The organism is Streptomyces sp. NPDC025793 (assembly GCF_055558375.1).
This window is the reverse complement of the sequence record NZ_JBVHMR010000095.1, coordinates 1-12,804: the sequence shown is the minus strand read 5'-3', so window position 1 is coordinate 12,804 and position 12,804 is coordinate 1. Positions and strand designations below refer to the sequence as shown.

13 protein-coding genes and 4 pseudogenes are annotated in these 12,804 nt (G+C 68.4%); 9 read left to right on the top strand and 8 right to left on the bottom strand.

The window, feature by feature from the left end:
- Positions 1-649: 649 nt before the first annotated feature.
- On the bottom strand, positions 650-937 hold the full coding sequence (locus ACZ4MF_RS47805) for a hypothetical protein (protein ID WP_467500599.1): 288 nt from the start codon (positions 935-937) through the stop codon (positions 650-652).
- Positions 938-1,149: 212 nt separating this feature from the next.
- Here ACZ4MF_RS47805 and ACZ4MF_RS47800 point away from each other — a divergent pair, with 212 nt between their 5' ends.
- Positions 1,150-1,839 carry a hypothetical protein gene (locus ACZ4MF_RS47800; RefSeq protein ID WP_467500597.1) on the top strand — a complete coding sequence of 230 codons (690 nt, stop codon included), beginning with the start codon at positions 1,150-1,152 and terminating at the stop codon, positions 1,837-1,839.
- 84 nt (positions 1,840-1,923) lie between these two features.
- The gene (locus tag ACZ4MF_RS47795) at positions 1,924-2,286 is read left to right on the top strand and encodes a type II toxin-antitoxin system PemK/MazF family toxin (RefSeq protein WP_467500595.1); all 363 of its coding nucleotides are present in this window, start codon (positions 1,924-1,926) and stop codon (positions 2,284-2,286) included.
- A 155-nt stretch (positions 2,287-2,441) separates the two neighbouring features.
- Here the strand turns inward: ACZ4MF_RS47795 and ACZ4MF_RS47790 are convergent.
- A pseudogene (locus ACZ4MF_RS47790) lies at positions 2,442-2,906 on the bottom strand (aldo/keto reductase); the annotation flags it as partial.
- Between the two features lie 32 nt (positions 2,907-2,938).
- Positions 2,939-3,718, bottom strand: coding sequence for an NAD(P)H-dependent oxidoreductase (locus tag ACZ4MF_RS47785; protein ID WP_467500593.1), 780 nt, complete (start codon positions 3,716-3,718; stop codon positions 2,939-2,941).
- A gap of 138 nt (positions 3,719-3,856) precedes the next feature.
- Here ACZ4MF_RS47785 and ACZ4MF_RS47780 point away from each other — a divergent pair, with 138 nt between their 5' ends.
- Positions 3,857-4,705 (top strand): helix-turn-helix transcriptional regulator, encoded by an 849-nt coding sequence (locus ACZ4MF_RS47780; RefSeq protein ID WP_467500591.1) that lies wholly within the window; start codon positions 3,857-3,859, stop codon positions 4,703-4,705.
- A gap of 61 nt (positions 4,706-4,766) precedes the next feature.
- Here ACZ4MF_RS47780 and ACZ4MF_RS47775 read toward each other — a convergent pair whose 3' ends face one another.
- Entirely contained in the window at positions 4,767-5,522 is a 756-nt protein-coding gene (locus ACZ4MF_RS47775) for a hypothetical protein (protein WP_467500601.1), read from the bottom strand.
- Here ACZ4MF_RS47775 and ACZ4MF_RS47770 point away from each other — a divergent pair.
- A pseudogene (locus tag ACZ4MF_RS47770) lies at positions 5,415-6,043 on the top strand (PP2C family protein-serine/threonine phosphatase); the annotation flags it as partial. The gene ACZ4MF_RS47775 and the pseudogene ACZ4MF_RS47770 sit on opposite strands and share 108 nt — an antisense overlap.
- Positions 6,044-6,517: 474 nt before the next feature.
- Here the strand turns inward: ACZ4MF_RS47770 and ACZ4MF_RS47765 are convergent.
- Together ACZ4MF_RS47765 and ACZ4MF_RS47760 are read right to left on the bottom strand one after the other, a co-directional pair.
- On the bottom strand, positions 6,518-7,480 hold the full coding sequence (locus ACZ4MF_RS47765) for a hypothetical protein (protein ID WP_467500589.1): 963 nt from the start codon (positions 7,478-7,480) through the stop codon (positions 6,518-6,520).
- Between the two features lie 283 nt (positions 7,481-7,763).
- Positions 7,764-8,222, bottom strand: a complete 459-nt coding sequence (locus ACZ4MF_RS47760; protein ID WP_467500587.1) for a hypothetical protein — start codon at positions 8,220-8,222, stop codon at positions 7,764-7,766.
- A gap of 207 nt (positions 8,223-8,429) precedes the next feature.
- On the opposite strand from ACZ4MF_RS47760, the gene ACZ4MF_RS47755 reads away from it, so the two are divergent.
- Complete coding sequence (locus tag ACZ4MF_RS47755) at positions 8,430-9,299, top strand: helix-turn-helix transcriptional regulator (protein ID WP_467500585.1); 870 nt, start codon at positions 8,430-8,432, stop codon at positions 9,297-9,299.
- 237 nt (positions 9,300-9,536) lie between these two features.
- Here ACZ4MF_RS47755 and ACZ4MF_RS47750 read toward each other — a convergent pair whose 3' ends face one another.
- On the bottom strand, positions 9,537-9,692 hold the full coding sequence (locus tag ACZ4MF_RS47750; protein ID WP_467500583.1) for a hypothetical protein: 156 nt from the start codon (positions 9,690-9,692) through the stop codon (positions 9,537-9,539).
- A gap of 47 nt (positions 9,693-9,739) precedes the next feature.
- Between ACZ4MF_RS47750 and ACZ4MF_RS47745 the strand changes: the two are divergent.
- From ACZ4MF_RS47745 to ACZ4MF_RS47730, 4 genes and pseudogenes are all read left to right on the top strand, one after another.
- A pseudogene (locus tag ACZ4MF_RS47745) lies at positions 9,740-9,889 on the top strand (transposase family protein); the annotation flags it as partial.
- 376 nt (positions 9,890-10,265) lie between these two features.
- Positions 10,266-10,595 carry a PadR family transcriptional regulator gene (locus tag ACZ4MF_RS47740; protein ID WP_467500581.1) on the top strand — a complete coding sequence of 110 codons (330 nt, stop codon included), beginning with the start codon at positions 10,266-10,268 and terminating at the stop codon, positions 10,593-10,595.
- 2 nt (positions 10,596-10,597) lie between these two features.
- Complete coding sequence (locus tag ACZ4MF_RS47735; RefSeq protein WP_467500579.1) at positions 10,598-10,987, top strand: DUF1048 domain-containing protein; 390 nt, start codon at positions 10,598-10,600, stop codon at positions 10,985-10,987.
- 151 nt (positions 10,988-11,138) lie between these two features.
- Positions 11,139-12,374, top strand: coding sequence for a serine hydrolase domain-containing protein (locus ACZ4MF_RS47730; RefSeq protein ID WP_467500600.1), 1,236 nt, complete (start codon positions 11,139-11,141; stop codon positions 12,372-12,374).
- An 11-nt stretch (positions 12,375-12,385) separates the two neighbouring features.
- Here the strand turns inward: ACZ4MF_RS47730 and ACZ4MF_RS47725 are convergent.
- Positions 12,386-12,580: pseudogene (locus tag ACZ4MF_RS47725) on the bottom strand (IS5-like element IS4811 family transposase); the annotation flags it as partial.
- Between the last annotated feature and the right edge of the window lie 224 nt (positions 12,581-12,804).

The window sequence follows — 12,804 nt, the reverse complement described above, 5'->3', positions numbered from 1 at the left end:
CGCCAAGGTCCGCAGCGAACGCCAGCAACGCTGGGGCCGCCCACGCCCCAAAGCCGCCTGATCAACCCCGGCAACGTTCGTGGTCAACGCACTAGAGCGTGAAGGTTGTGAACTCGGAGTCCGATCCGTGAAAAGGCGTGAACAGCGAGGGCAGGACCGTTGCGGCTCGTAGACGGCCTGTACAGCCCCATCGCCTGCAAGACCTCCCAGCTGGTGACACCCGGAGGCAGAGCACGGGGGCTGCGGGGCGTGAGGGTTCACCCTCCTTGGGAGCTCCGGTGCCGACAGCAGTTTGGCGGCCAGGTCCGCGGACAGCTGGCGCGCTCAGGACCTGTTCCGTCTCAGCTACGCCGCGGCGTAGCAGGCGTACGCCGCTCCGGTCTTGGGCTGCCGGGAGCCCGCTTGAAGTTGTTGTCTTTGGTGGTGATGCCCTTCGACGTGACGGTCAGGGGTGGCGGTGGATCTCCAAGGATGCGACCGCATCCCCGGTTTTGGTAACCGGGGATCCGCCGCTGTATTGCCGTGCGCAAGGGGCGGCTGAGTGGGCGTACCGCCTCCTGGGTGCCAGTTCCTTGCAGGCGACGGCTGCGGCGACAGGGGATGGCGTGGGCAGCGGGTCGACGTTCGCATCGAGGTCCTGCCAGCCGGTCTACTTGCCGGTCACGGCGTCGCGGGTGCGCACCTGGGCCGCGCCGTGTAGCCGCTTGATGGCGCCCGTCCAGGAGACGCCCAGCATCGAGAACTGCTTGGTGTCCGTGCGCGGCAGCTCCCGATTGCCGCCCGCGACGCTCTTCAGCGCCAGGTCCCAGACCTTCACCGGCCGTTTGGCCTGTCCCTCGGTCCCGTGGCCGGAGGACGGACTGGCGACGGCATACGTCACCACGCCACCGCCGCCCAGGACCACCGCCCCGATCGTCAGCCACGCCCGTCTCTTCATGCGCAGCGGTTTGTACGCACGCGTACCGCGAGGACTCAACTACCCCACCACTAGAAAAAGACCATGACTGCCACACCTGTCACTCCAGGTGGCACTTACACACAGCGTTCGGCCCTGACCAAGCGGCACTCGACGGTCGGCGCGTGTGTGTGAAGTGCGCGGCGTGCACGCACACTTGGGAGGTATCGGTTTTCGGAAAGGACAGTGCATTCATGGGCCTGACCCGTCGGCTTCTCATGCTGCTCTTCGCACCCCTGCTCGCCCTGATGGTGGCGCCCGTGCTGGGGACCGGTTCGGCAGTCGCCGCATCGCAGGCGAAAACGATCTCGATCGCCCAGGCCCGCGGCCTGCCGGTCGGGACAGTGGTTACCGTGACGGGCTCGGTGACGACTCCCTCCGGTGCCTTCGAATCCAGCTTCGGCGACAAGGGATTCGGGCTCCAGGACAGGACCGCCGGTATCTACGTCAGTTTGCACAGCGACGTGCATGCGTACCCGTATCGGCGCGCACGCATCACCGGCACGCTGCGGGACAGCTCTGGACTGCTGACCCTGGTCCCGGCCGATCCATCCGATGTCGAGCTCGGTCACGAGGGTCGGCCGGTGAAACCGGAGCGGGTCGGCACCGCCGGGGTCGGAGAGGCCACCGAGGGGCAGCTTGTCAAGGTCGTCGGCAGGATCACTCAAGCACCCACGAGCGACCTCCCCTACGGGTACAAGCTGTCCGTCGACGACGGTTCGGGCCCCGTGCCGGTCTTCGTCAATGTGCAGACGGGCATCGACGTCTCCGGCCTGAAGCAGGGGCAGAGGGTGCGGGTGATCGGCTTCAGTAGCCAGTTCGGCACTCACTACGAAATCGATCCGCGGTCGACGCACGACATCGCGGTGGTCGGGGCCGACTAGGGCCTGTGTGATGTCGTGATCAATCTTGCCGATCCGGGTCCTTCGAGAAGGGGGATCCGGTAGGAAGACGAGCGTGGAGGGCACATGGAGCGCGGCGAGGTCTGGTTGGCGGACTTTGACGAGCAGCGGCCGGTAGTACTGCTGTCAGGAGACGAAGCGTCCGGGTTCCGAGCGATGCAGGTCGTCGCTCCTGCGGGGACCGAGATCAGCGGTGTGGCCGTCGAGGTGGCAGTGGGGGCGCCCGAGGGGCTGCCTCTCGAGGGCGTCCTTCGAGTGGCGCTGCCACGTCCCGGTCTTATCCCGTGTACTTGGCTGGTCACGCTGGCCCAGGAAGATCTGACCGAGCAGGTGGGAGTCTTGTCGTCAGCAAAGCTCGGCGAGATCGAGGATGCCCTCCGTGCCGGTGGACTCGAGCGGGCGGCGCACCAGGCCACCGACGCGGGGTGAGCTGCCACCGCCGGTCCCTGACGGTTGAGTGATCTGAAGTCATCCAGGTGAGGGTGAGTTGTCCTGCTTTGGCCCCGGTCGCGGGAGGGTGACCGGGGCCGGAACATGAACGGTGGCTTCGGTCGTGGCTTGTGAGGCGTTCAGTTCTGGGGCATTCAGCGGCCGATGTCGTCCAGCTCGGTCAAGTCCTCGTGGGAGAGGGAGAGTCCTGCGCCGGTGATGTTCTCGCGCAGGTGTGCCGTCGATGACGTGCCGGGGATGAGCAGGATGTTCGGTGATCGCTGCAGCAGCCAGGCCAGTGCGAAGGACATCGGTGTCGCCTCCAGTCGAGCGGCGACCGCCGAGAGCGCCGAGGACTGAAGCGGGGTAAAGCCCCCGAGGGGGAAGAAAGGCACGTAGGCGACGCCGTCGGGGGCGAGCCGGTCGATGAGCTTGTCGTCGTGGCGGTGGGCGAGGTTGTACATGTTCTGCACGCACACGATCGGCGCGATGCTCTGTGCCTCGGTGACCTGCTCCTCGGTGGCGTTGCTGACCCCGAGATGGCGGATCAGGCCCTGCTGCTGGAGTTCGACGAGCGTCTCGAACGCCTCGGCGAGCGAGCCGGGCTGGGGACCTGGTTCGCGCCCCGGCTCGTCCTGTTCATCGTCGGCGGTTAGCCGCGCACGTGCAGCCCGAATCCCGTGCGGCCTGCGGGCTCCAGTCCCTCCTTCAGGTGCAGTGAGGGGATCTCGTAGTCGCCGAAGTTCTGCCGCCGGAATGCGATCGGCTCGGTCGACTCCAGGGTGAGCAGGCGCTGCTCCCAGGCCTTGGCGACGTCCGGGTAGTCCTCGCCGGTCATCCGGTCGGTGCCGTACAGCACGAACGGCGGCAGCACCTCGATGCCCGGGTAGTAGAGGATGCCATGGTGGATCGGGAACAGCAGATCGTCGATGGGACCGTTGATCCCGCGAGCGGCGTAATGCGACTCCGGGCCGCCGGCGGTCACCGACAACAGAGCCCTCCTGCCCGCGAGGGTGCCTTCGCCGAAGCGCTCGCCGTACTTGGTGTCACTGTGCTCGCCGACGCCGTACGCGAAGTGGAAGGTGAACACCCGGTCCACCCAGCCCTTGAGGATCGCGGGCATCGAGTACCACCACAGCGGGAACTGGAAGATGATCGTGTCGGCCCACAGCAGCTTCTCCTGCTCGGCGAGGACGTCCGGGGTGAGCGACCCGGCGTCGAAGGCCCGGCCCGAGTCCAGGGCGACCTTCAGCGGACGTGAGGCGTTGAGACCGTAGTCCGCTGCGTCCACGACCGCCTTCCAGTTCATCGCGTACAGATCGCTCACCCGTACCTCGTGCCCGGCCCTCTCCAACGTGGACACCGCGAGGTCCTTCAGCGAGCCGTTGAGCGACTTCGGCTCCGGGTGGGCGTAGACGATCAGCGTCTTCATGGGAACTCCTTCGGATCGGATGCCTTCGATCCTGGACGCCACGGCGCCCGGCGTTCAGGGGCTCCTGTTCCGTCGGACAGGACTTCCTGGTAACGGCAGGACCACCTTCACGCGCACCGCCGCGGCCATACTGGGGGCATGGACGATCTTGCGGGCTTCCTGCGGACCCGGCGTTCCCGGGTCGACCCGACGGCCGCCGGCATTCCCACCGACAGCCGCCGCCGGGTCGAAGGGCTGCGCCGCGAAGAGGTTGCGCACCTGTCCGGAGTCAGCGTCGACTACTACGTACGCCTGGAGCAGGGCCGAGCAACTCAGCCGTCCGAGCAGGTCCTCGACGCGCTCGCCCGCGTCCTCGGCCTCGACGAGACCGAACGCGGGCACCTCTACCGCCTCGCCCGCCAGCGCCGCCGCCGCGCGAAGGCGCCGGGCGGGCGGGTCCGGCCGGAGCTGCTGCGCGTCCTCGATCTGGTCGCTGATGGACCCGCGCTGATCATGAACCACCGCCTGGACGTGCTCGCCGGGAACCGCCTCGCCGAACTCCTGCTCGGCCGGCCGATGCCGGGCCTGAACACCGCACGGCACATTTTCCTTGAGGAGGCCGAGCGCGGCCTTTACGCGGACTGGGAGAACTGCACTCTCGACGTGGTCGGGCACCTGCGCCTGGCCGCCGGCAAATACCCCGAGGATCCCCGCCTGGCCTCGCTCATCGGCGAACTGTCGATGGGCAGCGAGCGCTTCCGCCGCCTCTGGGCCCGAGCGGACGTGCGCGCCCGCACACATGGACGCAAGGCATACCGGCAGCCGCTGGTCGGACTGCTGGAACTGCACCAGGAGAACTTCATCCTGCCGAACGAATCAGGCATGGAGCTGGTGGTGCTGTCCGCGGCCGCCGGTAGCCCCGCCGAGGACGGTCTGCGCCTGCTCGCAGGCCTGAGCGCGGCCAGCGGTGACGCGCATCCCACAGTGAACGCTCAGGTCCGCGAGTAACTCAACGACGCCCACCCATCGCCCGGAACGCCTCAGCGCTGACGGCTCTCCGCTCCCCGGACTACTTTGCGGCTGATGACATGTTCCATACCGACGCAAGAAGCCGGGATGGTGCCTGCGGCTGTCGTGTCTGCTGGACAGTTCGATTTCTGTGTGCGGCGGGGTGCCTCCCGAAGCGGTGTACATCCGCTGTCCGTCTTCGTGGACAAAGCCACTGCAGCGCGGCGGAGAACGCGGTCACCATGTCGTTCAAGCCGACCGTGCTGCGGAGCACCGCCGAGCTTCCCTGCCCGCCGCCTTTGTATCCGTAGTACCGCGGGTGGCCTTTCCCTCTCGACTTCTCCGTCTTGCATCCGTCGTCTTCCGGTGCCGCCACCATCGCCTGGACGGTCGAGCCCGCGTACTGCACGAAGCTACGGCGGGCGAGCCAGCTTCGATGTTGGTCCGCGAGTTCTCCGTCGGCCTCGGGCGTCGCCCCTGGGATCCCAACCATGATGCGGATCTCGAAGGGAGTGCCCGTGCCGCCTCTCGGACTCCTCGGGTTTAGGCGCTGGATCTCGGCGACAACGTAGCCGTCCGCCGTCTTTCGCCAGGCGCAGATGTTCGCGGCTCCGGCCTCAGAGCGTTGCTTCGGCTCGAAGATCGTGCCAAGTAGGGCGGTAGCCTGCGTCATGCTCGCCAGTCGCCGCATACGCGGTGCGTCACTCAGCGGTACCGGCCCGCCGCCGAAGCACTGCATGTGGCCGGCGACTGGTACGGCCTGGTCGACCTGCCGGGCGACCGCATCGCCGTCACCGTCGGCGGCGTCGTCGGCCACGGCCTGCCCGCAGCCTGCGTCATGGGACAACTGCGCAGCGCCCTCACCGCCGCATGCCTCGTCGCCGGAGGCCCCGCCTGCGCTTTGGATTCCCCGGGTTGTACGCCCGCATTCTCGACGGCGCCGAGAACACCACCGTGGCCACGGCATTCATCGACTGGGAGACCCGCACCATCACCTACAGCAGCGCCGGTCATCCTCCGCCTGGGCTCATGCAGAGGGACGGGACCGTCGAGTTCCTGGACCAGGCCACCGACCCGCCCCTGGCCGCCTGCCCTCAGCACGCCCCCCGGATCCAGGCTGTCACGACCTTCCGCGAGGGCGCCGTTCTCGTGCTCTACACCGACGGCCTGATCGAACGCCGACGCGAAGACATCGATACCGGCCTCGCCCGGCTCGCCGACTCCCTGGCCCGCCACCGGGGAGACGATCCCGAAGCCCACGCCGACACTGTGCTCGACGACCTACTCCCACGCGGTGGCGCCACGGATGACACTGCCCTGGTCATTGTGCGCCTGTGAACCCAGCACGTCTGGTGGTGTGTCATCGGATCGCGGTGCTGCGGTGGCATCGTGACCTGGTCGCACGCTGTCTTGACGCCAGGTCTCGGCCCAGGAGCCTGGGCCGGACGGAGACCGTGCACTGCGCACGCGCCCTGGTGCTCCGGCTCGCGCGCGAGAATTCCAGTTGTGGATACAGCCACATACGCGGCGAGCGTTGCTCGTCCTGGGCGTCAAGGTCGCCGCTTCCACGATCTGGGAGGTCTTGCAGGAGGCCCGAATCGATCCTGCGCCCGAACGTGGATCCGGCGCGTGGACCGTAGACGTTCAGACCACCTGCGGGGAGCTTCGCGTCGGAGAATGAGCCGGTCGAGCCGGACCGGCTTCTTCTCGGACACGCCGTCGGCCTACAGTCCTGCCTGTTTTGCTTGTCTCGTGTGCCGGGGGATGGACGATGACGTCGGCGGGCTGCCGGTCTCCGGGGTGCCGGACTGCTCAAGCGCCGTTCCGCCCGGCGAGGGAGTTGATCACGTCGATCTGGCAGGTGAGTTCGGCCTTGACCACGGCGAGCGCCTTGGCGTTCTTGTGTATGGCTGCGTTCTGGTAGTCCGACTCGACGGCGAACCAGACCCCCACGACGTTGGTGCGGGTCTTGCAGGCGACATCCGCTTGGGCCTGTGCGATCTCCCCGGTGTCCGGCTTCGCCGCGGTGACCGAAGCCAGAGCGCCGGTCGCGTGCATCGGGTCGCTCACGCGGTAACCGGCCGCCCGCATGCAGGAGGACCAGTTCGAGAACACCCCGGTGACTCGTGGGTCGGCCGCGGAGGCGGCGAAGCTGTCACTCTTGATGGCCGCGACCAGTCCGCCCGGACCGCTCTGCGGACCTTGCGGTCCCTGAGGCCCTCGCGTCGCGGAGTCGGAGCCGGAGGGGGCCAGGCGGCGGTCCGCCGCCCCCACGCATCCACCCGGCGGGATCGGCCGTCCGTTCTGAGCCGTCCGGCCCGCGACCGAGACGCCGCTGGCCGGGTCGGTTCCCAGCAGCCCCCGCCGAGCCGCAGCCGGGAGGTCACCCAGCCTCACAGGGGCGGAGGCGATGGTCGCCCGGACCTCGAGTCGCGGAGCGTGATAGCCCCACGTGCGAACGCTTCGCGCATCGGTGACGCCGTACCGCCGGTACATGACCGTGTACGCGTCCATCGCCGCTCGGTCGGTCGCACGGGTGGCGGCGGGCGGTGCCGGGTAGGGCAGGCCGAAGCCGCGCATACACGAGTGGATCAGGACGTTGCGCAAGCGGTCGTGGATCACCGAGAGCCGTGGTGCCAGCAGGTACGTCTCGATGGGCAGGTGCAGCGCGCCGACGTCGGTGCCGGGCGGGGGCGTGGCCGTCCCTGACGGCAGGGCCCCGGCTTGGCCATGTCCACCGCACGCTGTGAGCACGACAACCAGCGCAGCCGTCACCACGCTCAGCCTCACCGCTCGCGTCGGGCCCGTGCGAACGGGCGTCCGCTGCCCTGTGTGCCTGCACCACATGATCACTGCACTCCTCACGACCGTGATCCCTTCCCCGCCCCGCACAGCGGACGGCTCTCCCCCCTCACGGACGGCCCTCCCCCCTCACGGACGGCCCGCCCCCCTCACGGACGGCCCGCCCCCCTCACGGACGGCCCGCCCCCCTCACGGACGGCCCGCCCCCCTCACGGACGGCCCGCCCCTTCGCGGGCGGAGCGGGCCGTCGCGGGTGTCAGTGCATGCCCCGGCCGGGGCAGTTGGTGTTGTCGTCGACGGAGATGGACGCCTCGTTATTTCTCAGGAAGGTGAGGTCTCCGCCCATCCACGGGTTCAACCACTCCGAGTCACCGGTGAAGTTGGGCGCGTACCAGATCCCCACGTTGCAGTCCGACACGTCCTCCGCGGACGCGGCGTTGTTGCGCACCACCTGGCCGGCGCCGGCGCCGTCATTGGCGTAGGTGTAGTTGCCGAGGTTGTGGATGTCCGCGTCGGCGTGCTGGTAACCGAGCGACGCCCCGGACGCGCCCTGCGAATAGTAGAGGCAGAACCAGTTGACGGTGTTGCAGCGGTAGCTGTTCCAGCTGGAGATGTTGTCGCTGCGCGCGTCGGCCGTGCCGGCCACCCCGCCGACGACCAGGCCCAGCATCCCGGCCACCAGGCCGGCTCTCGCTGCAAGTCTTCGTACGGCCATCGTGGTCCCTCCCATAGAAACGGTGAGCCATCACCCACCGCCCACGATCCTGTTGCCGGCACCGTCCGCCAGGCTTGTACGAATGCGCCATGGGTGAGCAGTGCCCGAATCGCATCCTGGAATGTCCCATTCAGTGGCTTTACTCCATGTGTCGTGCCATGGCAATGTCGGCGACCGGGGCGGCAGAGGGTGCACAGGGGGGCAACGATGCAGGATCACACCCATGAGCTGGTCCGGTGGCCGGCGAGTCCGTTGTTACGCGGGCAGACGCTGGGATACCGCGGTTTCCGCTTCGGAGCCCTGGGCACCCGGCGCCGGTTGATGGTGCCGGACGGCGTGGTGAAGGTCATGGTGGGCTTCGGCGATCCGGTGCGCGTGGTGGACGCGGTCGTTCCGCACCAGGCCACCCATGCGGCGTCCATGGTCAACCCGGTTCGCACCCGGGCCGCGGTGGGCGAGCACACCGGCTCGCTGTACGGCGTGACCGTCCTGCTGACTCCGATCGCCGCCTACCGCCTCTTCGCCGTGCCGCTGAACGAATGGGGCGAGCAACCGCTCGACCCGGCCGATCTGCTCGGCGCGGAGGCGGCACGCCTCGCGGAGCGGCTGGCGGAATGTGACGGCTGGGAGAGCCGGTTCGCCCTGCTGGAGCGCATCATCCTCGCCCGGCTCGCTTTCGGGCCGGCCGCGTCCCCCGAAGTCCAGTGGGTCTGGCAGCGGTTGCGAAGTGACGCCGGCAGAGTGCGAGTGGATCAACTGGCCTCCGCGGTCGGGTGGAGCCGCCGCCACTTGGAGCGGCGGTTCCGTGAGCAGGTGGGCACCACACCGAAGGCGCTGGCCCAGGTGTGCCGGTTGCAGGCGGCGCTCCATCGTCTGGACACCGGTTGGTCCGTGGCACGTGCGGCGGCGGAGACCGGCTACCACGACCAGCCGCATTTCGACCGCACCTTCAAGGGGATGATGGGCTGCACCCCAGGGCAGTTCCGCCGGTACCGGGCGGCCGCAGACCCCTCCGACTCGCGCGACTTCTTGCCCGACCAAGTGACGAGCGTGCTGCTCCAGGACCCGCGTGGATGAGCCAGTCGGCACAGGGTCGCAAAGGAGAAGCACCTGCGTCGAGCACCACGGTCGGCGGGCATACTGGCAGCGCGGGCTCCTCTCCCGGCGGTTCCGCAGGCGGCGGAACCAAGTCCCGCACGCGGAGGGAAAGTTCCCGATGACGACCCGGGTCCGACTACGACCGTAACCGGGACGGAAAGGCGCCCCCTACGGGCACACGCTCAGGGACTACGTCACCGGTGACCCGGCCGACGGTTACCAGGGCATGGTGCGGTCCTGGTAGTCGAGGTACTTCAGGCCCGGCTCGCCGCGGTGTCGGTCGATGGCGTCGGCGAACCCGGAGACGACCTGATTGACCGTCAGGGAAGCGCCAGGGCCGCCTAGTTCGGTGGGGACGTGGCTGGGGCACATCAGCAGCAGGCTGTGCGCGGCGTCGGCGTACCGTGCGGCGTAGCAAGCAGCACGGCATGAACGTGCAGGTTGTCGCCCGGTCGGACGGCACACCCCTGTGGTTCTCCCGCGCGATGCCGGGCCGCACACACGACCTGACCGCGGCCCGCGCCCACGGCATCATCCAGGCCTGCTTCACCCGGCACATCCTCGTCATATGGTCCCTGGTCCCACCACCGCATACGCCGGGCCGAACACCCGCTCCGCCTCCACACCAGCCCGCACCGCACGGCGCGCCACCCTGCTCCACCGCCGCCGCGCGGCCACGACCTCCGGCAGGCCACGCAGATACACATGCTCCAGGACCTGGTCGGCGTCCGCGTCCGACTGTCACCGCGCATGCCGCTCGTGCGGGTGCCTGTCGGTCTGCGCGGGCTGTGCGGCCGGCTCGGGGCCCCGTCGGTGATGCTGCTGAACTGGGCACGTGCGGTGCCAGCTTGCACCTCCGCTATTCCGTCTTGCTAAGTACCGGTAGTCAGCGTTACTGTGTACCGGTACTCAACGCTGCTGACTAGTCCAGGGAGGAGGTGTTCCGTGACCAAGCTGGAGACGGAGATGCTCAAGGGCACACTGGAGGGCATCATCCTGGCGTCCCTGGCCGGCCGGCCCGCCTACGGCTACGAGATCACGGCGCGGCTGCGGGAGCAGGGTTTCTCCGACATCGCCGAAGGGACCATCTACGCGCTGCTCCTCAGGATGGAGAAGCGCGGCCTCGTTGACGTGGAGAAGGTTCCCTCAGAGAAGGGGCCGCCGCGCAAGGTGCACTCCCTCAACGATGAGGGGCGGGCGTACCTCGAAGAGTTCTGGAGGACCTGGAGCTTCCTCACGGAACGACTGGAACAGCTCCGCGAAGGGGGCAAGTAACCATGTCCGATGTGGAAAAGAGTGGCTTCCTCTCGAAGGTGATCGGGCCCAAGAAGCGCTGGCGGGCCTACAAGGCGCGCGTCAGGGAGCTTCCCGAGAACCACCGCACGGCGGTCGAGGCGATCGAGCGGTACCTGATGCACTTCGTGCCGACCGACGAAGACAGCAATGCGTCGATGTTCGAAGACCTTGCCGACCTGTTCGAGCAGGCCGCGGCGGACGGAACGCCGATCCGCGAGGTCGTCGGGGAGGACCCGGTGGAGTTCGTCAACGCGTTCGCCGAGAACTACTCGGAGGGCGGCTACGTCCCCGCCCGCGCACGCAAGCAGCTGACCGACGAGATCGAGCGCGCCTCCGGCAACGAGACCGGAACAGAAGACAAGACGGTCTGATCGCGCCTCAGCACATCGCTCCCCAGGGGCCGAGCACCACTTTCATCGCCTTTCTGCACCACGCGGCCGCAGGCTCATGCCCGGCCGGCCGCTGCGCGCCGCATGCCCGCGGCGCCGTCGAGAACGACCACTGCGTGCAAGGAGATTCATGATGGGAAACGGCAACAACGGCTTGTCCGAAGCAGGACTGCGCCGACTGCGCGAGGTACTGGAAGCGCATGTCGAGTCCAAGAAGATCCCCGGACTCGTCGCCCTGGTCAGCCGGGGCGGTCAGACCCATGTCGAGGCGATCGGGGCGATGCGCCACGACGTCGGCGCGCCGATGCGCCGGGACACCATCTTCCGGATGGCCTCGACGACCAAGCCCGTCGCGGTTGCCGCGACGATGGTCCTTCTGGATGAGTGCCGGCTGCGGCTGGACGACCCGATAGACCGGTGGCTGCCCGAGCTGGCAGACCGGCGGGTCCTCAAGCGCGCCGACGGCCCGCTTGAGGACACCGTGCCGGCTCGGCGCCCGATCACCGTGCGGGACCTGCTCACCTCCACCTGCGGGCTCGGACTGGACACGACGGCCATGGGCTCCCCGATGATGAGCGCGTACTTCGCGCAGAAGGTCTACGGCGAGAACGGATGGATGCTGCCGGCCGTCGAGCCGGATGAGTGGATGCGCCGCCTGGGCACGCTTCCGCTGATGTACCAGCCCGGAGAACGGTGGCTGTACAACGTCAGCGACGACGTGCTCGGCGTGCTCGTCGCCCGGGTCACCGGCCAGTCGTTCGAGACGTTCCTGCGCGAACGCATCTTCGATCCGCTGGGCATGAGGGACACCGGTTTCCACGTGCCCGCCGGCAAGATCGACCGGCTGCCGCCCCTGTACGCCCCCGATCCGCAGACCGGAGAGTTCAACGTGGAGGACGAGGCCGAAGGGGGACACCACAGCAGGCCTCCGGCGTTCCAGTCCGGCGGCGGCGGACTCGACTCCACCGTCGACGACTACCACGCCTACTTCCGGATGCTCCTCAACCACGGAATGCACGGCACCGATCGGATCCTGTCCCGGCCCGCCGTCGAGCTGATGACCACCAACCGCCTCACGCCCGAGCAGACATCCGCCCTGCAGGCCTGGGCCCGCAGCGTCGTCCACCTGTCACACGGCCAGGGCCAGACCGGCGGCTGGGGCTTCGGGATGACGGTGCGCACCTACCGTGGCGACTACGCGCCCGTCGGCCAGTTCGGCTGGGACGGCGGAGCCGGCACGACTGCATATGCCGATCGGCACCACCAGCTCGTCGGCATCCTGCTCACCCAGACCGGGATGTCCACCCCGGACTCGGCGCGGGCCATGCAGGACTTCTGGACCACGCTCTACCAGGCAGTCGACGACTGACCCGCTCACCCGGCCGAGTCGGCCGACGCTGGATTCCTCGGCCAGCTGGGGGTGGCGCCCTTCCGGGCCAGGCACCTGGTCATGAGGGTGATGGCGGCCCAGGTGATCAGGGTCTCGGAGCGTTGGACGAGGCGTTCGTAGTCCCGGGCATGCCGACGCGCGTGCATCATCCACGCAAGACTGCGTTCGACGACCCAGCGACGAGGTGGGTGGTGGAACGAAGCAACTCGTGGACGATGCGGGCCCGGCGCAACGCGAGGGACTGCGAACGCCTCATGTCCCACGCCGAAGCCCATATCCAGTGGGCGTTCATCACCCTCATGTCCCGCCGACTGGGTTGCGTCCAGGGAAGTGGTGTACGGGTTCGACCTGATCCGGGGGTTTGCTCCGGCATCGGGATGGTGCCCGCATAGATGAACGGCCACCGGCT